Here is a 25,100-nt window from a genome sequence, read left to right as displayed (position 1 = left end):
CGGAACGACACATCGATCGCCGGCAGCTCGCACTCCGGATCGGCGTACAACTCCGCCCACTCCGACAGGAAGATCCGCACCGACGCCGCATCCGCGATCAACATGTCCACACTCACATGAACCCGCGTCACCCCACCCGGCAAACGCTGCGCGAACACCTCGAACAACGGCCACTCACCCGCCGGCCGCACCTCGTGCGACAACCGCTCCCGCACCGCGGCCACCGCACCCTCCACCTCCCCCGCCGACAACCCACTCAGATCCTCGAAACCAACCTCCACCCCACCCACATCACCCAACACCTGCTGACGCCCGTCCCCACGCACCACCGCACGCAACATCCCATGCCGCGCCACCAGACGCCCCAACACCACCGACGCACGCACCGGATCAAAGTCCCCCGACTCCAACTCCAGATACACATGCGTCGACACATCACCCAACTCGAACAACCCCGACCGCCCCAGCCAGTACGCATGCTGCACATCCGTCAGACCGAACGGCTCACCCCACCCCGCCACATCGGGACGCAGGGTCAGTTCCCTCTCGGTCTCGGCGAGCGGCGCCTCGGCGGAGGAGACGAGCGCGCGGTCGACGGCCTCGGCGAGGACGCGCAGGCTGGGCATGGCGACGAGGTCGGTGAGCGGGATGGAGACGTCCAGCTCGGCTTCGATCGTGATCTGGAGCTCGGTGGCCTGGAGGGATTCCAGGAAGACGGATTCGTCGAGGTCGGCGGGCGCCTCGTGGCCGGTGATCCGGAGGTGGCGGTCCCGCAGGTAGGCGCTGATGTCCCGCATCCGGTCGGCCGGGGAGAGGGCGAGCAGGGTGCCGCGGTCGAGCGAGCGCGTGCCGGCGTTGCCGTTGCTGGTGGGGTGCACTGGATCCTCCTGAAGGCGATGCGGGACGAACGCCCAGGGCCACTCGCCGGGGCTCGGCGCCCCGCGCGACGTGCGGGCATGCGGGCATGCGAGTCCCGGCCAGACTCACGCGCGGCCGAGGCCTCCGACAGCCCTGAATGACTGGCGGGAAGGCCGGACGGCCGGGGACGCCCACCGTGCTCTTTCGAGGGGGGCTAAGGGCAGGGCTCTTCGGACGCGTCGTGCTGGGGTTGGACCGTCACGGTCCCCGGGGGACGGTGCTGGGGATTTCCGACCCGTCGAAGGAGCGACTGTGGAAGGCCCGTCCCGATCAACCAAACGGCAGGTGAGGCGCACCCTGCTGCGCCTGGTGCCGATACTGGCCGTGCTCGTCGCGGCCGGAGCGTTCATCGTCGCGAACCGCACCCAGGCCATCACGCCCGAGGGAACCCGCGTCACCCTGGCCATGGCACTCAAGGAGTACCGCGATCATCCTTCGGCGCTCCGGGACGACCTGGGGCAGATCACGCGTCCGGTGGCGCCGAGCAAGGAGGTCAAGGGGTTCACGAAACCGAAGGCCGGCGTCTACACGTACCGGACCGACGGCTCGGACTCGATCATCTACGACGGGGACTCGTACGAGCGTCCCTTCCCCAAGGAGACCCACGCCCGGGTGCTGCACGCCTCGGGCTGCGTGTGGGAGCTGTACTTCACCCCGATCGAGGAGCACACCGACGCCCACCGGCAGTGCAGCGGACAGGGCGAGTACCTGTGTCTCGCCCACATGCAGAAGGTGAGTTTCGCGGGCATCGAGGGCGACGAGGCCCACAAGTGCAATCCGGCCATGGTGCAGGTGGGCGGTGACGCGGTGAAGCCCGGTGGCCGGGAGGAGACCATCTGCGTCGCGCACGGCAACCGCGCCGCGATCAAGATCAAATACATCGGCGACGAGACCGTCACGGTGGACGGCGAGGCCCGGGAAGCCCACCATGTGAAGATCGACAGCTATGTCAGGGGCGACGGTCTCGACGGTGACGCCGTGGCGGACGTCTGGTTCGACAAGGAGGACGGCCTGTATCTGAAGGTGGTCAGGTCGGCCGATGTGAACGTGGACCGCGGCGGCGGCAACAAGGGCACCTACCGCGTCGAGGCCTCGTACACGCTGGAGTCCCGTACGCCCAAGGTCTGAGCACTGTGTCTCCTCCCGCCGTGCCCGTGGGCACGGCGGGTTCTCCCCGCGCGGACGGCGGCGGGGCCACCCCTGTGGGAGGGGTGGCCCCGCTGTGGCGTGCCCGGGCGGATCACCGCACCGGTGAGGCCGTCTCCTCCCGGATGCGGTCCAGCACGGGCTCCGGGTCGTCGGCGACGAAGAAGTGACCGCCGGGCACGGTGTGCAGATCGAAGCTGCCGGTGGTGTGCAGCCGCCAGGCGGCGCACTGGTCGGCGGGCGCCCGGTCGTCGTCGGTTCCGGTCATGGCCACGATCCGGCAGTCCAGGGGCCGTCCGGGGGTGTAGCGGTAGGTCTCAGCCGCACGGAACTCCGCCCGCAGGCCCGGTTCGGCCGCCTCGCGCAGTGCGGCGTGGTCGAGGAGTTCCGGCGGTGTCCCGCCGAGCGCGCACACCTCCGTCCAGAACTCGGCCGTGGGCAGGCCGGCCAGTTTCCGCCCCGGCGACGGCAGATGGGGGGCCACATGGCCGGTGGCGAACAGCACGGCCGGACCCCGGCCGCCGCGGGCGCGCAGTGCGCGGGCGGTCTCGAAGGCGACCAGCGCGCCGAGGCTGTGGCCGAGGAACAGGTACGGGCGGCGTTCGGCAGCCAGGTGGTCGGCGCATGCCTCGGCCAGGGCGGGCACCGAGTCCGGCGTCCTGGGTGCCGTCCCGGGGAACCGGGCACCGCGGCCCAGGACACGCACCTCCACGGAGGCGAGCCGGTCCCCCCAGGAGCGGTAGGGGGAGTCGGCGCCTCCGGCATGCGGGAAGCAGTACAGCAGCATGGCGGGGAACTCCTCTGGGTGCGGCGGGCGGCGGGCCCGGGTCAGTCGCCCACCAGGCGGGCGAACGCCGGGACGACGAAGATCTGCGTGACGACGGTGAGGCCGACGAGCACCGCCAGCGCCTTCAGCAGCGCCTCCGTGACCGTGCCGCTCTCCGGTCCCGTCATCAGGGCGCGGATGCCCTCGATGACGTAGGTGAACGGGTTCCACGTGGTGAGCGAGGCCAGCCAGTCCTGCAGGAGGTAGGGCGGGGCGGCGGCGGGGCTGGCGAACAGCAGCAGCACCGACAGGGGGGCCATGGCGAGCGGGGCCTGCGGATTGCGGGTGCGCAGCGCCACGACGTAGAAGACGCCGCCGTACGCGACCGACCAGAACGAGCAGAGCACCAGGAGCAGGACGACTCCGGCCGGGCCCGAGTCGATGCGGGCGCCGAGCAGCACGCTGACCCCGAGGACCACGAGGCCCGCCGGCACCACGCGGATGGCGTCGAAAAGGAGCCTGGACAGCAGCAGTGCCAGGGGGCGCACGGGTTGCAGCCGCAGCCGGTCGAGGAATCCGCTCTGCGCGTCGAGCACCAGGGCGGTGGCCGAGTAGCCGGAGCCCATCATCCCGGTGAACAGCAGCAGGCCGGGGGCCATGTAGGCGGCGTAGGGGGTGACGGGGAAGCCGGGGATGAAGGCCATGCGTTCGTAACTGGACGCCACGAGGGTGATGAGGAACAGCGGGAAGAGGACGGGGAAGACGAAGGCGATGACGGGGCTGCGCAGGCCCTCGCGCAGGTTGCGGTTGAGCAGGGTCAGGGTTCCGGAGAGCGCGGACATCAGACGCCTCCCCGGCCCGTGCCGACGGTCCTGGCGAGGGCGGCCGCGGCGACGCTGCCGTCGCTCTGGGTCCTGCGTTCCAGCCCCTCGCCGGTGAGCCGGATGAAGACTTCCTCGATGGTCGGATCCGTCACGGTGACTCCGGTCAGGGGGATGCCGCTGTCGTGCAGCCTCTTCAGCAGGGACGGCAGGACGTCGTCGCCCGCCGGCAGGTCGATCTGGAGGACGCCGTCGGTGAACCGGCAGGCCGTCTCGCCGACGACGGAGGCGGCCGGTTCGCGTGCCTCGGGCGTGGCGGGCAGGGTGAGGACCTTGCCGCCGATGCCCTTCTTGAGGTCCTGGGGGGTGTCGATCACGGCGACCGCTCCCTTGTCGAGGATGGCGATGCGGTCGCACAACTCGTCGGCCTCGTCGAGGTACTGGGTGGTGAGGAACACGGTGCCGCCGCTCTGCCGGTAGGTGCGGACGAAGCTCCACAGGGCCCGCCGGCTCTGCGGGTCGAGGCCCGTGGTCGGTTCGTCCAGGAAGAGCAGCTGCGGACCGTGCAGCAGGGCGAGAGTCGCGTCGAGGCGGCGCCGCATGCCCACGGTGTAGGTGGCGACGAGCCGGTCGGCCACCTCGGTGAGTCCGAACCCGGTGAGCAGTTCCTCCATGCGCTCGGTGCGCCGGGCCGGGCGCATCCGGCGCAGGGAGGCGATGAGCTGCAGGTGCTCGCGGCCCGTCATGAGGGGGTCGAGCGCCGCCTGCTGGAGCGACAGACCGATGCGGTCGCGCACCTCGGACCGGTGCTTGACGACATCGAGTCCCAGGACCCGAGCCTGGCCCGATGTCGCACGGGTGAGGGTGGTCAGGATGCGGACCGTGGTGGTCTTGCCCGCTCCGTTGCGGCCGAGGAAACCGAACACTTCCCCCTCGGCCACCTCGAAGTCGACCCGGTCCACTGCCACCGTGCCGTCGTCGAACGCCTTGTGGAGGCCCTGGGCCTCGATGATGGACATGCCGTTCAGCGTCTTGCCTCGGATTCCCGCTGAACAGCGCTGTTTCGGAGCGTCGTTCGTGCCCCGCGCGGCGTCCGTTCTAGGTGGCCGTTCGGGCCCGTCGTGCGTGCTGTAACTCGGGCGTCCCGTTGGCCCTGGGAGCGGCCGCGGCGCTTGGGTACAACGGTGGCACCGGACCAGACCGAGGGGATGTCGTGAGCGTCTTTCCCAGCGCAGAGTGGCTGAATTCGTATGTCGGGCTCATCAATTCCTCAGAGGAGTTCGAGGAGGCGGCACGCACGTTTCAAGCCGAGATCGCCTTCGTCTTCGAAGCGGAGGAGGACCGAGGACTGCAGGCCGACATCTGGTGCCACACGGAGTTCGGTGACGGAAAATGCAAATCCGCCACCTATGACGTGGGTCCGGAGGGGGCCGGCGACACCACTTTCGTGATAAGGGCGCCTTATTCCGTGTGGAAAAGCGTCATCGAGGGCGAGACGGACCCCATCGAGGGAATGCTGGACGGCGACCTCATGGTGACGGGTCATCTGCCCACGCTGCTGAAATACGTGCGGGCGACGGACGAACTGGTGTCGCTGGCCGCCCAGGTGTCCAGCAGCTTCCTCGACGAGGTGCACTAGGCCGGACCGTTGGTTGAAGCCGCCCGGCCGGGTGCATCACCGGCGGGGCGGCTTCGGCATGTAGTCCGCGGTGCGGGCCGGCTCCGGTGAGGGCCCGGCTCCGGTGCGCCGCCCGGGGCGTGGCGGCGCACCGGAGGTTCAGTGCGCGGTGGCGACGACGTCGAGTTCGCCCGCGAGGTACCGGTCCCGGCAGGTGCCGCGGCGTTTCTTGCCCGAGGAGGTCTTCGGCAGGGTGGCGGGACGGACGAGGACGACTTCCGCCGGGGCGTGCTGGGCCGCCCCGCGCAGCCGCTCGAACAGGTCGCGGGCGAGCCGGTCCTGGCTCGCGGCGCCGCCCGTGCCCTCGGCGACCACTACCATGCGCTCCTGGTCGGGGAGGGAGAAGGCGATGACGTTGCCTCCGCGCACGCCGGGGACCGCCTCGGCCACGATCTCGTAGTCCTCGGGGTAGAGGTTGCGCCCGCCCACGATGATCATGTCCTTGGCCCGGCCGCAGACGTACAGTTCGCCCTCGTGCAGGAAGCCGAGGTCGCCGGTGTGCATCCGGCCGTCGGTGAGGCGGTCCATGCCGTCGAGGGCGGCGCCGGGGCCGGTCCAGTAGCCGTCGGTCACGCCGGGTCCGGTCACGCGGACCTCGCCGACCTGTCCGTCGGGGAGCGGTTCGCCGTCGGGGCCGTGCACGGTGACGCCGGTGCCGGGCAACGGGGTTCCGCAGGAGACCAGCGGGCGGGCCGGCAGTTCGTGGTGGCCGTGCTGGCGGGGCACCTCGTCGGGGTCGAGCACCCGGACCGGGGCCGTCGCCGGCGCCGCCGTGACGACGAGCGTGGTTTCGGCCATACCGTAGGTGGGGCACAGTGCCTCGGCGGGCATGCCGCTCTTGCCGAGGACCCGGGTGGTCTCCTCCACCGTGTCGGCGGTCACCGGCTCCGCCCCGTTGATGGCCACCCGCAGCCGCGACAGGTCGAGCGCCGCGGGCCGCAGCTGCTGGGCCTTGACGGCCAGCCGGTAGGCCGAGTTGGGGGCGGCGGTGATCTCGGCACGGTGGGCCGTCACCGTCTCCAGCCAGCTCGACGGCCGGCTCAGGAAGTTCTCGGTGGGCATCACCACGGTGTGCACGCCCTGCACCAGCAGTCCGACCACCGAGACGATGCCCATGTCGTGGTAGAAGGGCAGCCAGCTGACGTAGGTGTGCCCGGGGCGCATGCCGAGCGCCGCCATGCAGGCGAGGACGTTGCCGACGAGCTGGCCCTGGCGTACCGGAACGGCCTTGGACGACCCGGTGGTCCCCGAGGTGAACTGGAGCAGGCCGAGCGCGGACCCGTCGGGCACCGCCGGCTCGGGCGCCCGGGGTCCCGACAGCGTGGTGTCGAGCGGCAGTACGCGGCACCCGGCGGGCACTCGCGTGCTCAACCGGGGTGCCCGATCGGTGAGTACGACCTCCGCGCCCGACGTGGCGATCCGGTGGCCGAGCAGCCCTCCGGCGGGGCCCGCGTCGTCCGTCCGTTCGTGCGGCAGCACCACCGGCACGGCGCCGAGCCGCCACAGGCCGAAGAGGTTCAGGAGCAGTTCCGCGGATGTGGGGGCGAGCACGCAGACGCGGTCCCCCGGGCCGACGCCGGCCCGGCGGAGCCGGGCCGCGACACCGGTCGACATGTCGTCGATTTCGTCCAGTGTCAGCCGGGTCGGCCGCATGGCCCGGTCGAGCACGGTGAGGGAGCCGCCGCGCCGCGCCGACTGGTGCAGCGCGGCGGGTATCGACTGCTGTTCGGTTCGCAGGGGGTCGGCGGTCATGGGACGTAGCCCTCTCGGGTAGCGGGAAGCACCGGGCGCTGCCCCACGCTATGCGGATCACCGCCGGCCCCGCGTCCGTCCTTGGGAGACGCCGTCCGAGGGTGCCCGAACGGCTAGTGGAACCGGCGCCACCGGGACACCGACTCCCACCGCCCGGAAGCGGAGTGGCGTGATTCATTCGGGTTGTTCCGATGGCGTAAGTGGGCGCTATTGCCCGGGCGCTGAGTCGTCAACTACCGTCTCCCCGGTCTACTAGCCCGGCATAGTAGAAACAAGACAAGACCCGTGGTCGACAGCACAACGGAAGCGCTCGGACCGATACTGGAAAGCGCGGTAACGGAAAGTATCGAAGCGAGCGAGCGGAATCCGTCCGCGGTGACCAGGAGCTCTCCGCGTCGGCTCATTCCGGCAATCGATCAGCGCACGACTCCTTCCAGAGGAAATTTCCCGGCCAAGTCGCTCAGGAGAAAAAGTCGTGACCGAATCAGGACGTACCAGTGCCCTCGAATACTCATCCACGACCCACGGAGGACTGGACATCGCGCTTTTCGTGCCGAACGAAGTGGCGAGGTTCGGTCTGCGCACCATGCTGGCCTCGATAAACGTGCGACATCTGATCGAGGCCGACTCGTTCGAAGAACTCGCGGAACACCTGCAACGTGCGCCCGTCGACGTCCTGATCATGTCCTGTCCGGGCCAGGACGTGGCCCAGCAGGAAGAACCGCTCCGTGAGATCTCCGCGATGAACGTCAAGGTGCTGTTCCTGCTGGAGAGCGCCTCGCAGCACATGGTCATACGCGCGGCCTCGCTGCCCGTGGACGGCTTCCTCGTGCAGCCGGAACTGACCAGGAACGCCCTGGCCGACGCGCTGCGCCGGATCAGCGACGGCGAGCTGTCCATGCCCTCGACGCTCGCCCGCGAGCTGCTGTCCCAGGTACGCGAGCGCAACGGCGCCAAGGCGCCGCGTCCGGTGTCCCTGACTCCCCGGGAGCAGCAGGTCCTCTCGCTGGTCGGGGACGGCCTGAGCAACAAACAGATCGCCCGCAGGCTCAGCATCTCGGAGCACGGCGCCAAGCGCCATGTGGCGAACGTCCTGGCGAAGTTGAACAGCCCCAACCGGACGCTGGCCGTGGTGACCGCGCTCAAGGAGGGGCTGCTTCCCCCTCAGGCCTGAGCGGCCGCCCACCGCGTCACCGGCGGCACGACCGCTCCGGCGGTACGGCCGAGGATCAGGGCACCCGCGTACCGGGCCTGCCGGCGGGTCGCCACGACCGCAGCCGCAGGCTGTTACCGACGACCAGCAGTGAGCTCCCCGACATGGCGACAGCGGCGATCATCGGGTTGAGCATGCCGGCGGCAGCGATCGGGATGAGAAGAATGTTGTACGTGAACGCCCAGGTGAGGTTGGACCCGATGGTCCCCATGGCCCGTTTGGCCAGCTCCAGGGCGTCCGCGACCGCCAGAGCGTCCGTCCGCATCAGTGTCACCGACGCGGCTCCGATCGCCACGTCCGTGCCGGTGCCCACGGCCATGCCGAGCTCGCACCCCGCCAGCGCGGCCGCGTCGTTGACCCCGTCCCCCACGACCGCGGGAACCCGGCCCGTGGCCTGCAGCTGCGCCACGACCTCGGCCTTGTCCTCCGGCGATGCCGAGTGCCGCACCTGGTCGATGCCCAGTTCGTCGGCCACCGCCCGGGCGGCCCCCGGGCCGTCCCCGGTCAGCATCATGACCTCGACGCCGAGCGCCCGCAGCCGCGCCACCAGTTCGGCGCTGCCCGGCCGCAGGGTGTCCCCGAGCGTCAGCACGGCCACGGCCGCACCGTCGATCTCCACCAGCACCGCCGTGCGGCCCGCGGCGTCGGCCCGGTCCCCGGCCTCCCGCAGCACGCCGGGCAGCCGGGCGTCGGGGGACAGCCGCCGTACGCACAGGGTGTGACCCCCGACCGTTCCGCGCACCCCCGTCCCGGCCATGGCGGTGAACTCCGAGACGGCTCCGGACACACGCTCCGCCGGGGGCACGGCAGCGGCGATGGCACGGCCGACGGGATGTTCGGACAGCTGCTCCACGGCCGCGGCCAGTCGCAGCACGGCGGAAGCCGGCCGGCCGTCGACGGTCACCGTGTCCAGCAGGCGCATCCTGCCCGAGGTGAGCGTTCCGGTCTTGTCCAGCACCACCGTGTCGACGGCCCGAAGCCGCTCCAGCACCTCCGGTCCCTTGAACAGCACCCCGAACTGTGCGCCGCGCCCCGTGGCCGCGAGCAGCGCGGTGGGCGTGGCGAGCCCGAGGGCACAGGGACAGGCCACCACCAGCACGGCGACCGCGGTGGTGACGGCGCCCTGCGCACTGGCGCCGGCGCCCAGCCAGAAGCCCAGGACGGACGCCGCGAGCGCGAGCACCAGGGGCACGAACACCCCCGCGACACGGTCCGCGAGCCGCTGCACCCGGGCCTTGCCCGCCTGGGCCTCCCACACCAGCCGGGTGATCCGTCCGAGCCGGGTGTCGGCGCCGACCTCGGTCGCCCGTACGACGAGGCTCCCGCCGGCGTCGAGTGTGCCGCCGGTGACCCGGTCGCCCGGTCCGACCTCGCGCGGCGCGCTCTCGCCGGTCAGCAGGGACAGGTCGAGGGCGGCGCTGCCGCTGACGACCACGCCGTCGGTGGCCACCCGCTCCCCCGGCCTGACGAGAAACCGCTGCCCCGGCACCAACTGGCCGATGGGAACGCGCCGTTCGGCCGGCGGCTCGCCGGGCGGCCCGTCGTCGAGGACCGTGACGTCCTTGACCACGAGTTCGGCGAGCGCGTGCAGCGCGGAGCCCGTCCGGCGCCGCACCCGGTCCTCCATCAACCGGCCGCACAGCACGAACAGGGGGATGCCGACGGTCGCCTCCAGATAGACGTGGTCGTGCGCCCCGTCCGTGCTCAGGGAGAACGGCATGACCATTCCCGGAGTGCCGGCGGTGCCCAGGAACAGCGCGTAGCACGACCACAGGTACGAGGCGGCGACTCCCAGACTGACCAGCGTGTCCATGGTCGCGGTGGCGTGCCGCAGGGCACGCAGCGCCCGGCGGTGGAAGACCTCGGCGCCCCACAGGGCCACCGGGGTGGCCAGCAGGAAGCAGATCCACTGCCAGTTGCGGAACTGGAGCGCGGGGATCATGGACACGAGCAGTACGGGCAGGGCCAGGACCGCGGTCAGCACCACCTTGAGGCAGTCCTCGTCGCGGCACCCGGTGGGCGGGGGCTCGGGTGCGTCCTCGGTGTCCGTGATCCGGTCGGCCGTGTATCCGGCACGCCGCACGGCTTCGAGGAGGTCCGCCACGGGGACGCCGGCCGGGTGCACGACCCGGGCCCGGCCGGTGGCGAGGTTGACGCCGCAGGTGACGCCCGCGATGCGGTTGAGCCGCTTCTCGACGCGGGCCACACAGGCGGCGCAGGTCATCCCGCCGACGGCGAGATCGGTGGTGATCAGGGAGCCGTCGCCCCGGGCGGCCGCCCCGTCCTTGCCCGTGTCCGCCGGTGCCGCGGGGACCATCCCGGACCCGGCGCTCATCGGGCGTGCTCCGCGGAGTGCGAGATCTCGTCCCGGGGATAGTGCCACCCCGGGCGCAACTCCGGTGACACCGGCCCGGCCGCGCGCCCGACCACGTAGAAGAGGGCGCACAGCGCGCCCAGCACCAGGACGAATCCGATCGGTTTGCCGTAGGCGACGGAAGATCGCAGCCGCTGTTCTGCATCCATGGCCAGCTAGTCGCGCGCACGGGGCGCGGGGTTCCCGCACGACCCCGACGGACCCGGCCGCCGGCCCCCGCGCCGTCCGGGGGGACGCACCGCCGGCGCCCGTCCGGCCGGGCGGCGGCTCAGCCCGGGGCGTCGCCGACGCGCCGCTTGAGCGGCTCCCACCAGGCCCGGTTGTCCCGGTACCAGGCGACGGTCCCGGCCAGCCCGGCCGTGAAGTCGTGGCGCGGGCGGTAGCCCAGCTCGTCGCGGGCCTTGCTCCAGTCGACCGAGTAGCGCAGGTCGTGGCCCTTGCGGTCCTCGACGTGGGCGACCCGGTCCCAGCCGGCGCCGCAGGCGTCCAGGAGCAGGCCGGTGAGTTCCCGGTTGCTCAGCTCGGTGCCGCCGCCGATGTTGTACACCTCGCCCGCCCGGCCCCGGGTGCGCACCAGGTCGACGCCGTGGCAGTGGTCGTCGACGTGCAGCCAGTCCCGGACGTTGCGGCCGTCCCCGTAGAGCGGCACCTTCCGGCCGTCGAGGAGGTGGGTGACGAACAACGGGACGAGCTTCTCGGGGAACTGGTGCGGGCCGTAGTTGTTGGAGCAGCGGGTCACCCGCACGTCCAGGCCGTGGGTGCGGTGGTAGGCGAGGGCGAGGAGGTCGGCGGACGCCTTCGAGGCGGAGTACGGGGAACTGGGCCGCAGCGGGTGGTCCTCGGCCGCCGAGCCGGTGTCCACGGATCCGTAGACCTCGTCGGTGGAGACGTGGACGAACGGTTCCACCCGGTACCGCAGGGCCGCGTCCAGCAGGGTCTGGGTGCCGACGACGTTGGTGAGGACGAAGTCGGAGGCGGTGTGGATCGAGCGGTCCACGTGGGACTCGGCCGCGAAGTGCACCACCTGGTCGGCCCCGGCCATCAGCTTGTCGACGAGTTCGGCGTCGCGGATGTCGCCCTGGACGAACTCCAGGCGCGGGTGGCCGAGTTCGAGGTTGTCGAGGGTGCCCGCGTAGGTGAGCTTGTCCAGCACCGTGATGTGCGGTGCCGCGGGCGTGTCGGAGGCGAGCAGCGCCCGGACGTAGCGGGAGCCTATGAAGCCGGCGGCGCCGGTGACGAGGAGGTTCATGCGGGATTGCGGGCCTTGCTGCGGTCGGTCGTTGGCTGTCTCGTCCGTGCGGACGGGTCGGTGCCGCCGACGTTACCTCGCCTTCGGAGGCGACCCGCAAACGCGCCGCGCCGTACCGAACGCACCGCGCCGGCCCGGTGGCCGGCGCTCGGCAGATCCCACCGTCCTCGGTGCGCGGTCAGTCCTCGCCCCGGACGATGTGCGACTCGGGGCCCGCGTGCGGTCCGCGCGGGGTGGTGCCGTCCTCGACGGCCGGTACCCAGGTGCGCGGTGCGCTCTCGGCGCGCGTACGGCGGGCCTTCGGCCGGCCGCTCTCCTGGCTGCGGACGGTGGGTTCGTCGGTGGTGTCCGTGGTCACGGCTGCATCATCTTCCTTCTGCGTCCGGCTGCCGTTGCCCTCCGGGTCCCCGGACGTGATCCTCCGAAACGCCCGCCGGGGGCGTTCAGGTGTTGGGCCTGGCCGCGCTGATGTCGCCCAGCGCCGACTCCGGGTCGCGCTCCATGGCCAGGTCGCCCAGGGACACGATGCCCACGGGGTGGCCCTCCTCGACGACCGGGACGCGGCGCACCGCGTGTTCACGCATCAGCTGCACCGCGTGGTCCAGCTCCTCGTCGGGCCGTATGGTGAACAGGTCGCCGCTGCACGCGTCGGCCACGGTGGTCTGCTCCGGGTCGCCGCCCTCGGCGATGGACCGGATCACCAGGTCGCGGTCGGTGACCAGGCCGCGCAGCCGGTCGCCGTCCGTCACGAGGATGGCTCCGAGGTCCTGGTCGCGCATGATGCGGGCCACGTCGGTCACCGAGGTCTGCGGCTCCACGGTCACCGGGTCGCCGGTCATGATGTCGCGGACGTACTGCGTCATGACGTACTCCTGCCGTTCTCGTCGTTGTCGCTGCTGCTGTGGTCGGGTCCTGTGCGATCGCGCCCTCCGGGTACCCGGTGGGGCGTCGCCGGCACCTCCGCGGCTCACCGGCTCAGCGGAATCTCGCTCCACACCTGTTTGCCCCCGCTGACCGGCAGCGCTCCCCACGCCGCCGACATCGCCTCGACGAGGAGGATGCCGCGCCCGCCGGTGGCCTCCCAGCCGATGCCGGCCGGCTTGACGGGTGTCCGGGGCGAGGCGTCGGCGACCGCGACGCGCAGCCGGCCGTTCACCAGGGTGAGGTCGAGGCGGACCTTGCCGTCGGTGTGCACGAGGGCGTTGGTGACCAGCTCGGACACGACCAGGAGGACGGCGTCGAGGTCGTCCCGCGGCACGCCCCAGGTGCGCAGGGTCCGCCGGGTGAAGCGACGGGCGTGCCCCACGGCCTCGGGGACGCGCCACACCGTCCAGCTCTCGCGCAGCGGGCGTACGGCCATGCCGTCGTAGCGCACGAGCAGCAGGGCGACGTCGTCGCTGCGGCGGGCGTCGCCGAGCAGGGCGTCGGCGATCAACCCGAGGTGGGCGGGGTCGCCGGCCGCCAGCCCGTGGGCGAAGCGGTCCATGCCGTCGTCGATGTCGGTGTCGGGTGACTCCACGAGACCGTCCGTGGTCAGCGCGATGAGCGTGCCGGGCCCCAGCCTGAGCGGGCTCATCGGGAAGTCGGCCTGCGTCACCACACCGAGGGGCGGTCCGCCCTCGGTCTCCGGGATCTCCGTCCGGCCGTCCGGGTGGCGCAGCACCGGCGGCAGGTGCCCGGCACGCACGCACCAGGCCGTGCCCTCCTCCATGTCGAGGTCGACGTAGGCGCAGGTGGCGAAGAGGTCGGTCCCCATGTCCGTGAGCAGCCGGTTGGCGTGGGAGACGACCACGTCCGGCGGGTGGCCCTCGACGGCGTAGGCGCGCAGAGCCGTGCGCATCTGGCCCATGAGGGTGGCGGCGCCGGCGCTGTGGCCCTGGACGTCGCCGATGACGAGGGCCACGTGGTTGTCGGGCAGCGGGATCACGTCGTACCAGTCGCCGCCGAGCTCCAGCCCGGCCGTGCTGGGCAGGTAGCGGGCGACGGCGACCGCGCCCGGCAGTTTCGGCAGGCGGCGGGGCAGCAGCTGGCGCTGGAGCATGCCGACGAGTTCGTGCTCGGCGTCGAAGGCGTGGGCGCGCATCAGGGCCTGGCCGGCGAGGCCGGCGGAGGCGGTGAGCAGGGCGCGCTCGTCGGGGCCGAACTCGTGCGGGGTGTCCCAGCCGATCAGACAGGCACCGGCCATGCGGCCGGCGGCGGGCAGCGGCAGCACGGCCAGGCCGCCGGGGCCGACGTCGGCGAGCGCGGGTTCCAGGGACGTTCCGGCGGGCCAGATCTGGGCGCGGCCGTCCCGAAGGGCGGCGGCGAGGGTCGGCATGGCGCGCACCGGTGCGTCGGGCCACTCGGTGCGCCACTCCGTCCGCCACAGCTCGGGCCACGCCTCGGGTTCGGGCGGGTCGAGGACGGTGACGACGAGCCGGTCGTTCTCCAGCTCGGCCAGTGCGATCCGGTCGGCGCGCAGCGGCCGGCGCAGGGCGGCCACCACGGCCTGGCTGACGTCGCGGACGGTGCCCGCGGTGGCCAGCGCGGCGGCCAGCCGCTGGACGCGGGCGACGTCGGTGACGTCGGGGCGCAGCGTGGAGGCGTCGGCGACCGTGCCCAGGAGACGGGCCGGCCGGCCCTCGCCGCCGGGCACGAGCCGCCCCTGCAAGCGGAGCCACTTCGGCGGGCCGGAGGGCTGCAGTACGCGGAACTCCAGCTCCCGGTCGTCGATGGTCATGTGGTCGGCCTCCACCACCGACATCAGCGAGGGCAGGTCCTCCGGCACCGTCAGGCCGAGCAGTGTCTCGACCTTGCCGTCGAACTCGTCCGGGGCGAGGCCGAACAGCCGCAGGATGTCGTCGCCGACCTCGACCCGGCCGGTGTCCATGGCGAGGCTGAAGGCGTCCGGCGGCAGTACGCCGGCCGCGGCCGCCTCGGTCGGGACGGGACAGGTGACGGCCTCGGCGATCAGCTCCAGGCTCTTGCGCTCCTCGGTGCCGAAGCCGTCCGGGCGCTCGGTCACGGCGAGGAGGCAGCCGCCGCTGCCGTCGTGCACGGGGAGGGCCGCCGCCGAGAAGCCGCCGGACCGGACGCGCCGGGACTCGGCGGCCTCGGCCAGTTCTTCGGGGCCGAGCCACACCGGTCTTGCGCCGCGGTGCGCCTCGGCGACCGGGGAGTCCCCGGCCGCGGAATAGCTGTCGCGCACCCCGAAGAGGGTCCTCGGCACGCCGGCGGACTCGATCAGGCGGAGCGTTCCGCGGTCCGCGCCCTGCGCGTAGAGGGCGACGAAGGCGGCACCGGCGAAGACGAGTGCCTGTTCCAGGACGCGGCGCAGACGGTCTCCCGTGTCCGGGGCGGACGTGATCGCGTTGAGGGCACCCTCGGCACGCAGCGTTCCCCTTCCGCGTTCCACAGCGCCCTCACTGACCACGCCGCCATTACAGCGCTTATGGGACACCCGCGCAGCCCCTGCGGGCAGGGAACCGTCCGGCCGGCGGCCGCCCCGGGCCGGGGCCGCCTCCAGAGGCGTACGCCGGCCGTCTCCGCGGGGCGCTCACCCCGCGCGGTACGCCGGGCGTCTCCGTCCCGGTGGGGTGCGCGTCGCTCCGCGGAACACGCCGGTCGTCCCGCGTCGCTCCGTTCCATGTGCCGACGGAGCCGGACCCGTGTGGCACTCGCCGTGCGCGACCAGCCGTGAAGGGGGAGATTTGATCCCGGGGGACCCGCCGCACGGCCGCGCGAGGAGGTGTTCGGCGTGCCCGACGGGCAGCCGCCGTCCCCCGTGCCCGCTGCCTCGCGCGCCTCGCCCCGCGACCGAACCGTGCCGGCGGTGGTTGCGGAAGCGGCCTGGCTCAGGGTGTGTGCGCCGGACCGGAGCCGTCCGGGCTCCCGCCGCCCGTACCGGGTGCGGCACCTCCGGCGCCGGCCTCCTCACCGGCTCCGGCTCCGGCCCCTTCGCCTTCGCCCTCGCCTTGGCCGCCCGCCGCGCCGCCGGTGCCGAGTGTGGCGCCGACCGCCTCCAGGGCGGTGGTGACCGGCTGGAAGAACGTCTCCCCGCCGACCGTGCAGTCGCCGCTGCCGCCGGAGGTCAGGCCTATCGCGAGGCCGTCCCGGGTGAACAGCGGGCCGCCGCTGTCGCCGGGTTCGGCGCAGACGTCGGTCTGGATGAGGCCGGTGACCGTGCCCTCGGGGTAGTTCACGGTGGCGTCCAGTCCGAGCACCCGGCCGTCGGCCAGTCCGGTGGTGCTGCCCATCCGGAACACCTGCTGCCCGACCGTCGCCTCCGCGGGCCCGGAGACGGGGACGGTCTGGTTCCCGACGTTCACCTCGCTCGGAGCCTCGGTGGCGGGGTCGTCGTACCTGACGAGCGCGAAGTCGCCCGCGCCGGGGAAGACCGCCTGCTCGACCGTGGCGATCGGCTGCCCGTCCTGCTCCTGCGACCACTGGTCGGCCGCGACCGCGCAGTGGCCCGCGGTCAGGAAGGCGGGGGTGCCGTCGCCCGCGGTGACGTTGAAGCCGAGCGAGCAGCGCGCGCCGCCGCCGAAGACGGCGTCGCCGCCGGACAGATACGGCGTGAAGGTGCCGGTGGACTTCTTGATGACGGCCATTCCGGAGCCGAGGCTCTCGACGGTGGACTCCAGCCGGTCCCACCGGGCCCCGGTGACGGTGCTGTCGGCGGTGACCAGGATCTTGTTCGTCCGCGGGTCGACGGCCCACGCGGTGCCCGGGATGGCCGCCTCGGACCTCAGGGTCTGCGCGCCGGTGCGCAGTTCGGCGATGCTGTTGTCGACCTCGCGGACGACCGCGCCCGCCTTCTTCGCCCGCACGACCACGTCGCTGTCGTCACCGGCCACGACGTTGACGACCAGCCGCTGCCGGCCGGCGTCGTAGTACGAGCCGGCGAAGGCGTCGCCGAGCAGGCCGGTGAGCCGCGAGGCGAGAGCCGAGGCGTCGGCCGCCTTCAGGGTCCTTGGCGCCGCCGCCGTGTCCTGTGAAGTCGCGCCCTCCTGGGAGGCGTTGGCGTTCGGCAGCAGGATCGCGGCCGCTGCGAGCGCCGCCGCTCCGCCTGCCGCCAGGACGGCCCTGCGCTTCGGAATCCGCTTGTGACTCAACCTTCTCGACCTCCTGGGACGGGCCGTGCCGTCGGTTCGGCAGTTGCTGGGCGCCTGGACGGCAAGGGGTACGCAGGGGCCTGACGGAGCGTTCAACACACCCCACTCGACACGCTCCGCGATCGATCGACAACGTTCAGTCCCGATCACCTAGCGGAATTCCTGCTTCAGGAAATCTGCACATCGAAAGCCCAACCCGGTCACCGTCGCCGGTGGACCTCCACACATCCCCGGCGCCGCTCACGCCTTTGGGGCGCAAGTGCCGGATTCGCCGGCCCGGAGACAAGAGGTGGCACGGAGCGATGTCGTGAGCCATGTGAAGAAGTCGCCGCGAAGGCGTGCGCGCACCTGCACGGTTGAACGGCTCGGCGTTGCAAGTGCCCTGGTGGGAGGGGTGATTGATTGGAAGCGCGGACCGGGCGCGTGCTTTGATCCATCGCACCGCGGGGGCCGCGGAGGCTTCTGGAGAAGGGCGCCCGGCACTCGTGGCCGCGGCCGTCGTCTGTCCCCAGAGGGGGCCGCTCCCCCCTTGTGAAAATTGCTCTACGAAGGGAAGTTCCATCATGAACTCCACCCCCCAGGTTGAGACCGTCGAGATCTCCGACGCCGAGCTCGACAACGTCTCCGGCGGCCTGTCCGTGAACGCCGTCGGCACCGTCACCGGCCTGGTGGACGGCATCGCCCCGGTCTCGGGTCTGCTCAACACGGCCGTCGGCACCGTCGAGGGCGTCACCGGTCTGAACACCGCCCCGGTCACCAACCTGGTCGCCGGTCTCTGATCGCGCCCTCGTGCCGCTGAGTCCCGGAGCCGTCACCGGCTCCGGGACTTTTCGGCCGTCCTCCCCGGATCCCCTGGAATACCTCCGACGTGCAGTTCCGCCAACAGGCCCTCGCCAAGCTCCAGTCACCCGAGGAGCTCGACCTCCCGGTGCGCTTCGCCCGCCCGCAGGGCTGGCTCGTGCTGTCCGTGACCGTGGTCGCGATGGCCGCCGCGTCCGTATGGGCGGTGACCGGTTCGGTGACCTCCACGGTCGGCGCGCCCGCCATCCTCACGCACGGGCAGGGCAGTTACGTCCTGCAGAGTCCGGTGTCCGGCCAGGTCACCGCGGTTCTCGCCCGGCAGGGTGAGCGGCTGGCCGCCGGCTCGCCCGTGCTGAAGGTCCGTACGAGCGAGGGCGAGACCGTCGTCCGCGCGCTCGCCGCGGGCCGTGTCAGCACGCTCGCCGCCACCGTCGGCCAGATCATCCAGACCGGCGCCGACGTCGCCTCCGTCGAGAAGGTCGCCCACGCCGGCGACCCGCTCTACGCCACCGTGTACGTGCCCGCCGAGAACGCCGCCGCCATCCCGGCCCACGCCTCCGTCGACCTGACCGTCCAGTCGGTGCCCTCCCAGGAGTACGGCGTCCTGCACGGCCATGTGAAGTCGGTGGACCGCTCGGCCCAGTCCGCGCAGTCGGTCGCCGCGTTCCTCGGGGACGCCCAGCTCGGCGAGCAGTTCACCGAGAAGGGCAGGCCGGTGGCCGTGACGGTCCGGCTGGACACCTCGGAATCCACCAAGAGCGGCTACGCGTGGTCGTCCGCGGACGGGCCGCCGTACCCCCTGACCTCCATGACCCTGGCCAGTGCCTCCATCCGGCTGGCCGACCAGCGTCCCGTCGATTGGCTGCTGCCGTGAGCACCGCGACCGAAACCCGGGGCAGACGCCGCGCCGCCCCGCCCAAGCGCAAGGTGCCCAGGAGCCGGGCGAAGGCCGTCCGCACGCCCACCGTGCTGCAGATGGAGGCCGTGGAGTGCGGCGCCGCCTCCCTGGCGATGGTGCTGGGCCACTACGGCCGGCACGTCCCGCTGGAGGAACTGCGCATCGCCTGCGGCGTCTCCCGCGACGGCTCGCGCGCCAGCAACCTGCTGAAGGCGGCCCGCAGCTACGGCCTGACCGCCAAGGGCATGCAGATGGACCTGGCCGCCCTCGCCGAGGTGACGGCGCCGGCCATCCTGTTCTGGGAGTTCAATCACTACGTCGTCTACGACGGCATGGGCCGCCGCTTCGGCCGCCGCGGGGTGTTCGTCAACGACCCCGGCAAGGGCCGCCGCTTCGTCTCCCTGGAGGAGTTCGACGGCAGCTTCACCGGCGTCGTGCTGACCATGGAGCCCGGCGAGGACTTCAGCCGGGGCGGTCGCCGGCCCGGCGTGCTCGGCGCGATGCCGGCCAGGCTGCGCGGCACCGCGGGCACCCTGCCCGCCGCCGTGCTCGCGAGCCTGCTGCTGGTGCTGGTCGGCGCGGCGGTGCCCGCGCTCAGCCGCACCTACATCGACATGTTCCTGATCGGCGGCCGGACCTCGCTGCTCGGCGTGCTGTTCGCGTCGATGGCGGCGTGCGTGCTGCTCACCGTGGTCCTGACCTGGCTCCAGCAGGCGAACCTGCTGCACGGCCGCATCATCTCCTCCACCCTCTCCAGCGCCCGCTTCCTGCGCCATCTGCTGCGGCTGCCGGTGACGTTCTTCTCCCAGCGCAGCCCGGCCGACCTGGTGCAGCGGCTGCAGTCCAACGACGCCGTCGCCGAGACGCTGGCCCGCGACCTCGCCGCGGCCGGCGTCGACGCGATCGTCGTCGTCCTGTACGCCGTGCTGCTGTACACGTACGACCCCCAGCTCACCTTCGTCGGCATCGGTGTGGCACTGCTCAACATCGTCGCGATGCGGGTCGTCATCCGGCTGCGCGCGACGCGCACGGCGAAGCTGCGCGCGGACACGGCCCGGCTGACGAACACCGCCTACACGGGCCTGCAGCTGATCGAGACGATGAAGGCGACGGGCGGCGAGGACGGCTACTTCCGCAAGTGGGCCGGGCAGCACGCCACCACCCTGGAGGAGCAGCAGCGGCTCGGGGTGCCGAGCGCCTGGCTGGGCGTGGTCGCGCCGACGCTCGCCACGCTCAACAGCGCGCTGATCCTGTGGATCGGCGGCATGCGGGCGGTCGAGGGGCACATCTCGGTCGGCCTGCTGGTCGCCTTCCAGGCGCTGGTCACCCGCTTCACCGCCCCGCTGACCCGGCTGAACGGCGTCGCGGGCCGCATCCAGGACTTCGCGGCCGACGTGGCCCGGCTGAAGGACGTGGAGAACTTCCGCACCGACCCGCTCTACGACCGTCCCGGCGCCGGTGACTCCACGCGCCGCCTGCACGGCCACGTCGAGCTGGAGAACGTCTCCTTCGGCTACAACCCGCTCGACAAGCCCCTGCTCACCGGCTTCGACCTGACCGTCGGACCGGGGCGGCAGGTGGCCCTGGTCGGCGGCTCGGGCAGCGGCAAGTCCACCGTGTCCCGGCTGATCTCGGGCCTGTACGCCCCGTGGGAGGGCGTGATCCGCATCGACGGGCAGCGCCTGGAGGACATCCCGCGCGGAGCGCTGGCGTCCTCCGTCTCCTTCGTCGACCAGGAGGTGTTCCTCTTCGAGGGCACCGTCCGCGACAACGTGGCCCTGTGGGACCCGTCGGTTCCGGACGAGGCGGTCGTGGAGGCGCTGAAGGACGCGGCGCTGTACGACGTCGTCATGCGCCGGCCCGGCGGCATCCACAGCAGGGTCGAGCAGGACGGCCGCAACTTCTCCGGCGGGCAGCGCCAGCGCCTGGAGATCGCGCGGGCGCTGGTGCGCCGGCCGAGCATCCTCGTGCTCGACGAGGTGACCAGCGCCCTGGACGCGGAGACGGAACTGGTGGTGATGGACAACCTGCGCCGGCGCGGCTGCGCCTGCGTGGTGATCGCGCACCGGCTCAGCACGGTGCGCGACAGTGACGAGATCGTCGTCCTCCAGCACGGCACGGTCGTGGAACGCGGCCGGCACGAGGAGCTGGTGGCGCGCGGTGGCGCCTACGCGGCGCTGGTCAGGGAGCGGTGAGATGACGTCCGTGCACGAAGGTCGGGGCGGCGATCTCGTCCTCGGCGCGCTCGGTTCGCTGGGCACACGCGTCGACTGCGCCGGGTTCAACCGCCTGGACCTGGAGGGTCCGCAGGTGCTGTGGCTGGTGGCCGCGGGCGCGGTGGACCTGTTCGCGGTGGACGCCGAAGAGCAGGGCCACTGGCACCACCTGGGCCGGCTGGAGGCGGGTTCGGTGCTGCTCGGCCCGGTCGCCGGGCCCCAGCACACGCTGGTGGCGCGCCCGCTCAGGGACTGCGTGGTGCACCGCATCGCACTGCGCGAGCTCTACCAGCCGGCGAGCACCCAGACGTGGTCGTACGACGAGTACGGCAACCCCCAGTACGTGCCGCCGACGACGAGTCCCCTGGAGTACGCCCTCGCCCTCGGCGCGGGCCGCAGCCTGTCCATCCTCTTCCAGGCGCCGCTGGCCGCCGACCGGGCCGCGGCACCCGCCGACGACGACGTGTTCTGGATGCAGGTGCCGCCCGGCAGCGTCCAGTACGGCTCGCTGTACGGCGACGAGGCCGCCGCCGACCTGCTGATGGACCCGGCGCTGTGGCAGAGCATGGTCGACCAGCAGTACCGGCTGCTGACCACGCTGGACCGCTGGATCGAACAACTGGAGCGCACCCACGAGACCCGGACGGCGGCCGGCATCAGGGCCGGTGAGGCCGTCCGCGCCCAGGCCGACCGGACGCTGCTGGCCTCGATCGGCAAGCGGTCCGGCCGGGGCACCACGGCCGCCGACGCCGACGCCACCTACGCGGCCTGCAGGCTGGTCGCGCGGGCGGCCGGCATCACGCTGGCCGAGCCCGCGCAGGGCGGCGCGGAGAGCGACCGTCTCGACCCGGTCGAGCGGGTCGCCCTCGCCTCGCGCGTCCGCACCCGGGCCGTCGCGCTGGAGGGCCGCTGGTGGCGGGACGACGTCGGGCCGCTGGTGGGGCACCGGGCGCTGTCGGGGGCACCGGTGGCGCTGCTGTGGAGGCGCGGCGGGTATGTGGCCGTGCATCCGGCGACCGGCCGTGAGACGCCGGTCGAGAAGGCCAACGCCGGGGAGTTCGAGCCGCGTGCGGTGATGTTCTACCGGCCGCTGCCCGAACGCCGGCTCAGCCCGCTGCGGTTGCTCCGGTTCTGTCTGCGGGGCACCCGCGGTGATCTGGCCGGCCTGCTGCTCAGCGGGCTGGTGACGGTGGCCATCGGCGCGCTGGTGCCGATCGCGACCGGCAAGGTGCTCGGCGAGTTCGTACCGAAGGCCCAGACCGGGCTGATCGTGCAGGTCTGTCTCGCGCTGATGCTGAGCAGCGTGGTCGCGGCGGCCTTCATGCTGCTGCAGAACCTCACCATCCTGCGGCTGGAGGGCCGTATCGAGGCCACCTTGCAGCCGGCCGTGTGGGACCGGCTGCTGCGGCTGCCGACCTCGTTCTTCACCGAGCGGTCCACCGGCGAGCTGGCGAGTGCGGCCATGGGCATCAGCGCCATCCGCCGGCTGCTGGCCGGGGTCGGCCCGACGGTGGCGCAGTCGGTGACCGTCGGGGCGATGAACCTGGGCCTGCTGCTGTGGTACAGCGTGCCGATGGCGCTCGCGGCGATCGGCATGCTGGTCGTCGTCGCCGCCGTGTTCCTCGGACTCGGGCTGTGGCAGGTGCGCTGGCAGCGGCGGCTGGTGCAGCTCACCAACAAGCTGAACAACCAGGCGTTCCAGACCCTGCGCGGACTGCCCAAGCTGCGGGTCGCGGCGGCCGAGAACTACGCGTACGCCGCGTGGGCCGAGCGGTTCGCGCGCAGCCGGGAACTCCAGCAGCGGGCGGGGCGCATCAAGAACCTCAACGCGGTGCTCGGCGCGGTCTACCTGCCGCTGTGCACCCTGCTGATGTTCATGCTGCTGGCCGGTCCGGCCCGGGGGTCGATGTCGGCGGCGGCGTTCCTCACCTTCAACACCTCGGTGACGATGCTGCTGACCTCGGTGACCCAGCTGACCGGCGCGTTCGTGTCGGCGGTGGCCGCGCTGCCGCTCTTCGAGGAGATCAGGCCGGTGCTGGACGCCACGCCCGAGGTGCGGGCCGCCAGCACCCGGCCGGGGCCCCTGTCCGGGGCGATCGAGGCGCGGCGGCTGTCGTTCCGGTACTCCGACGACGGGCCGCTGGTGCTGGACGACGTGTCGTTCGAGGTGCGTCCCGGCGAGTTCGTGGCGATCGTCGGCCCCAGCGGCTGCGGCAAGTCGACCCTGCTGCGGCTGCTCATCGGCTTCGACCGCCCGCTGTCCGGCAGTGTCCTGTACGACGGTCAGGACCTGGCCGCGCTCGACCAGTCCGCCGTACGGCGGCAGTGCGGGGTCGTGCTCCAGCACGCGCAGCCGTTCACCGGCTCGATCCTGGACGTCATCTGCGGCACCGAGCCGTACACGCCGGAGGAGGCGATGGCGGCGGCCGAGATGGCCGGGCTCGCGGAGGACATCAAGCGGATGCCGATGGGCCTGCACACGATCGTCTCGGGCAGCGGCGCGGTCTCCGGCGGGCAGCGGCAGCGGCTGATGATCGCGCAGGCGCTGATCCGCCGCCCGCGGATCCTCTTCTTCGACGAGGCGACCAGTGCCCTCGACAACGAGACGCAGCGCACGGTGATCGAGTCCACCAAGGCGCTCAACGCCACCCGGATCGTCATCGCGCACCGGCTGTCCACGGTGCTGGACGCCGACCGTGTGATCGTGATGGAGGACGGCAGGATCGCCCAGCAGGGCACGCCCGCCGCGCTGCTGGCGGACACCGGCGGCCGGCTGCACGAGCTGGTGCGCCGGCAGCTGGCCTGAGGGGTCGCCGGACGGTACGGCGCCCACTTCCGGCCGTACCCGCCCGGACACCTCTTGACCGGCGCGCAACTGGGTACTTGGGCCTTCATGCGAATCAGCGTGGTGGATGTGGGGTCGAACACGGTCCGCCTGGTCGTGGCGGACGCGCAGGACGGGGTCCCGCTGCCGGTGCACACGGCCAAGTGGCGGCTGCGGCTGTCGGAGCAGGTCACACCGGGCGCGCCGGTCCCGGAGGAGGCCGTCGAGCGGCTGGTGGAGGCCGTCGCCCAGGCGAGCAGGACCGCGACCCGGTGGGGTGCGGCCGGCCCGCTCGCCTTCGCGACCGCCGTGGTGCGGGCCGCCCCGAACCGCCGGGAGGTGCTGCGCACCGTCCGCGCCCGCACGGGGGTGGTGCTGTGCACCCTGCCGGGCGAGGTGGAGGCCGAGCTGACGTTCCTCGGGGCCCGGCGCTGGATGGGCTGGCGGTCCGGTCCGCTCGCGCTGCTGGACATCGGCGGCGGTTCGCTGGAGGTCGCCTTCGGCCGCGGCCGGCTCCCCGACTTCGTGGCCTCGCTGCCGCTGGGGGCGGGACGGCTGACCCACGAGTTCTTCGCGCACGCGGATCCGCCGCCGCCGGAGCAGGTCCGGGCGCTGCGCCGCAAGGTCCGCCATCAGCTGCGGGACGTCGCGGCGCGGATCCGCTGGGAGGGGCCGCGCACCGCGGTGGCCACTTCGCGCACCTTCCAGCAGCTGGGCCGGCTGTGCGGGGCCGCGCCCGGACGCCGCGGCCCGTTCGTGGAACGGGAGCTGCGCTGCGCCGACCTGCGGGCCGCGGTCGACCGGCTGGCCGCCCTGCCCGCGGCCGAACGCGCCCGCCTGCCGGGCATCTCCGCGCCGCGGGCGGCGCAGAGCCTGGCGGGCGCGGTGGTCGGGCACACCGTCATGAAGCTCACCGGCCTCGACGCGGTGACGATCTGCCCCTGGGCGATCCGCGAGGGGGTGCTGCTGCGGCACATCGAGGACGGCCCGTCCTGGTGGGCCGAGATCGCCCGCCGCAACGACGAGCCGGCGCCGCCGGGCCCCGTGCCGCTGCGCGTCGCCACCACGCCGGGCTGACCGCCGCCGGACGAGAACCAACCGCACGAGACGCACTGGACCACGAGACGCGAGAGAACGCGACGCGAGAGAAGGAGACATCCGTGTCCCACAACGGCGACCGCACCCCCGACAAGCCCGAGACGGCCCTCGGAGAGGTGCTCCACGAGGCCGAGGACGCCGAGACCCGCGACCCGGAGTCCGAACAGGAGCGGCGGCACCGGGGCGAGGCGGGGGACGCCACCTCGCCGAACACCGGGGCCCAGGAGGAGTCCCGGGGAGAGTGACGCGGCGC

At 72.6% G+C, this 25,100-nt stretch carries 21 protein-coding genes; 9 read left to right on the top strand and 12 right to left on the bottom strand.

The window, feature by feature from the left end:
- Window positions 1-878, bottom strand: an 878-nt coding sequence (locus tag H0H10_RS13635; protein ID WP_309141785.1) for a phosphopantetheine-binding protein, incomplete at its 3' end; no start/stop codon positions are given.
- Between the two features lie 325 nt (window positions 879-1,203).
- Between H0H10_RS13635 and H0H10_RS13630 the strand changes: the two genes are divergently transcribed.
- Complete coding sequence (locus H0H10_RS13630) at window positions 1,204-2,046, top strand: hypothetical protein (protein WP_188181198.1); 843 nt, start codon at window positions 1,204-1,206, stop codon at window positions 2,044-2,046.
- Window positions 2,047-2,158: 112 nt separating this feature from the next.
- Here the strand turns inward: H0H10_RS13630 and H0H10_RS13625 are convergent, their stop codons facing one another.
- The 3 genes from H0H10_RS13625 to H0H10_RS13615 are packed head-to-tail and all read right to left on the bottom strand — an operon-like array spanning window position 2,159 to window position 4,670.
- Window positions 2,159-2,851: a thioesterase II family protein gene (locus H0H10_RS13625; protein ID WP_188181197.1), complete on the bottom strand. Its 693-nt coding sequence runs from the start codon at window positions 2,849-2,851 to the stop codon at window positions 2,159-2,161.
- A gap of 41 nt (window positions 2,852-2,892) precedes the next feature.
- The gene (locus H0H10_RS13620) at window positions 2,893-3,672 is read right to left on the bottom strand and encodes an ABC transporter permease (protein ID WP_188181196.1); all 780 of its coding nucleotides are present in this window, start codon (window positions 3,670-3,672) and stop codon (window positions 2,893-2,895) included.
- A complete protein-coding gene (locus H0H10_RS13615) occupies window positions 3,672-4,670 on the bottom strand; it encodes an ATP-binding cassette domain-containing protein (protein WP_188181195.1) in 999 nt (332 codons plus the stop codon). Before H0H10_RS13615 ends, H0H10_RS13620 begins: the two co-directional genes overlap by 1 nt.
- 194 nt (window positions 4,671-4,864) lie before the next feature.
- Here H0H10_RS13615 and H0H10_RS13610 point away from each other — a divergent pair, with 194 nt between their 5' ends.
- Entirely contained in the window at window positions 4,865-5,290 is a 426-nt protein-coding gene (locus H0H10_RS13610) for an SCP2 sterol-binding domain-containing protein (RefSeq protein ID WP_188181194.1), read from the top strand.
- A gap of 138 nt (window positions 5,291-5,428) precedes the next feature.
- On the opposite strand, the gene H0H10_RS13605 is transcribed toward H0H10_RS13610, so the two are convergent.
- On the bottom strand, window positions 5,429-7,081 hold the full coding sequence (locus H0H10_RS13605; protein ID WP_188181193.1) for an AMP-binding protein: 1,653 nt from the start codon (window positions 7,079-7,081) through the stop codon (window positions 5,429-5,431).
- A 550-nt stretch (window positions 7,082-7,631) separates the two neighbouring features.
- On the opposite strand from H0H10_RS13605, the gene H0H10_RS40715 reads away from it, so the two are divergent.
- Window positions 7,632-8,255 (top strand): response regulator transcription factor, encoded by a 624-nt coding sequence (locus H0H10_RS40715; protein ID WP_188181192.1) that lies wholly within the window; start codon window positions 7,632-7,634, stop codon window positions 8,253-8,255.
- 55 nt (window positions 8,256-8,310) lie between these two features.
- Here H0H10_RS40715 and H0H10_RS13595 read toward each other — a convergent pair whose 3' ends face one another.
- The 7 genes from H0H10_RS13595 to H0H10_RS13565 all read right to left on the bottom strand — a co-directional run bounded on the left by H0H10_RS13595 (window position 8,311) and on the right by H0H10_RS13565 (window position 17,010).
- Window positions 8,311-10,629: a heavy metal translocating P-type ATPase gene (locus H0H10_RS13595; RefSeq protein ID WP_188181191.1), complete on the bottom strand. Its 2,319-nt coding sequence runs from the start codon at window positions 10,627-10,629 to the stop codon at window positions 8,311-8,313.
- Window positions 10,626-10,817 (bottom strand): hypothetical protein, encoded by a 192-nt coding sequence (locus H0H10_RS13590; RefSeq protein WP_188181190.1) that lies wholly within the window; start codon window positions 10,815-10,817, stop codon window positions 10,626-10,628. Before H0H10_RS13590 ends, H0H10_RS13595 begins: the two co-directional genes overlap by 4 nt.
- A gap of 119 nt (window positions 10,818-10,936) precedes the next feature.
- Window positions 10,937-11,917 (bottom strand): dTDP-glucose 4,6-dehydratase, encoded by a 981-nt coding sequence (rfbB, locus tag H0H10_RS13585; RefSeq protein ID WP_188181189.1) that lies wholly within the window; start codon window positions 11,915-11,917, stop codon window positions 10,937-10,939.
- A gap of 178 nt (window positions 11,918-12,095) precedes the next feature.
- Entirely contained in the window at window positions 12,096-12,275 is a 180-nt protein-coding gene (locus H0H10_RS13580; protein WP_188181188.1) for a hypothetical protein, read from the bottom strand.
- Window positions 12,276-12,360: 85 nt separating this feature from the next.
- Window positions 12,361-12,780: a CBS domain-containing protein gene (locus H0H10_RS13575; RefSeq protein ID WP_188181187.1), complete on the bottom strand. Its 420-nt coding sequence runs from the start codon at window positions 12,778-12,780 to the stop codon at window positions 12,361-12,363.
- 104 nt (window positions 12,781-12,884) lie between these two features.
- Window positions 12,885-15,356 (bottom strand): SpoIIE family protein phosphatase, encoded by a 2,472-nt coding sequence (locus H0H10_RS13570; RefSeq protein ID WP_188181186.1) that lies wholly within the window; start codon window positions 15,354-15,356, stop codon window positions 12,885-12,887.
- Window positions 15,357-15,750: 394 nt separating this feature from the next.
- Complete coding sequence (locus tag H0H10_RS13565) at window positions 15,751-17,010, bottom strand: S1 family peptidase (protein WP_188181185.1); 1,260 nt, start codon at window positions 17,008-17,010, stop codon at window positions 15,751-15,753.
- Window positions 17,011-17,573: 563 nt separating this feature from the next.
- On the opposite strand from H0H10_RS13565, the gene H0H10_RS13560 reads away from it, so the two are divergent.
- From H0H10_RS13560 to H0H10_RS13535, 6 genes are all read left to right on the top strand, one after another.
- Window positions 17,574-17,789, top strand: coding sequence for a type A2 lantipeptide (locus H0H10_RS13560; RefSeq protein WP_188181184.1), 216 nt, complete (start codon window positions 17,574-17,576; stop codon window positions 17,787-17,789).
- Window positions 17,790-17,878: 89 nt separating this feature from the next.
- Window positions 17,879-18,685 carry an HlyD family efflux transporter periplasmic adaptor subunit gene (locus tag H0H10_RS13555; RefSeq protein WP_188181183.1) on the top strand — a complete coding sequence of 269 codons (807 nt, stop codon included), beginning with the start codon at window positions 17,879-17,881 and terminating at the stop codon, window positions 18,683-18,685.
- Window positions 18,682-20,904: an NHLP family bacteriocin export ABC transporter peptidase/permease/ATPase subunit gene (locus H0H10_RS13550; protein ID WP_188181182.1), complete on the top strand. Its 2,223-nt coding sequence runs from the start codon at window positions 18,682-18,684 to the stop codon at window positions 20,902-20,904. The genes H0H10_RS13555 and H0H10_RS13550 overlap by 4 nt, the downstream gene beginning before the upstream one ends.
- A 1-nt stretch (window position 20,905) precedes the next feature.
- Entirely contained in the window at window positions 20,906-23,731 is a 2,826-nt protein-coding gene (locus H0H10_RS13545; protein ID WP_188181181.1) for an NHLP bacteriocin export ABC transporter permease/ATPase subunit, read from the top strand.
- 87 nt (window positions 23,732-23,818) lie between these two features.
- The gene (locus tag H0H10_RS13540; protein ID WP_188181180.1) at window positions 23,819-24,826 is read left to right on the top strand and encodes a Ppx/GppA family phosphatase; all 1,008 of its coding nucleotides are present in this window, start codon (window positions 23,819-23,821) and stop codon (window positions 24,824-24,826) included.
- Window positions 24,827-24,909: 83 nt separating this feature from the next.
- Entirely contained in the window at window positions 24,910-25,092 is a 183-nt protein-coding gene (locus H0H10_RS13535; RefSeq protein ID WP_188181179.1) for a hypothetical protein, read from the top strand.
- Window positions 25,093-25,100 lie beyond the last annotated feature (8 nt).

This window comes from Streptomyces griseicoloratus (assembly GCF_014534645.1).
GTDB lineage: Bacteria > Actinomycetota > Actinomycetes > Streptomycetales > Streptomycetaceae > Streptomyces > Streptomyces griseicoloratus.
This window is presented reverse-complemented; position numbering and strand designations above follow the sequence as displayed.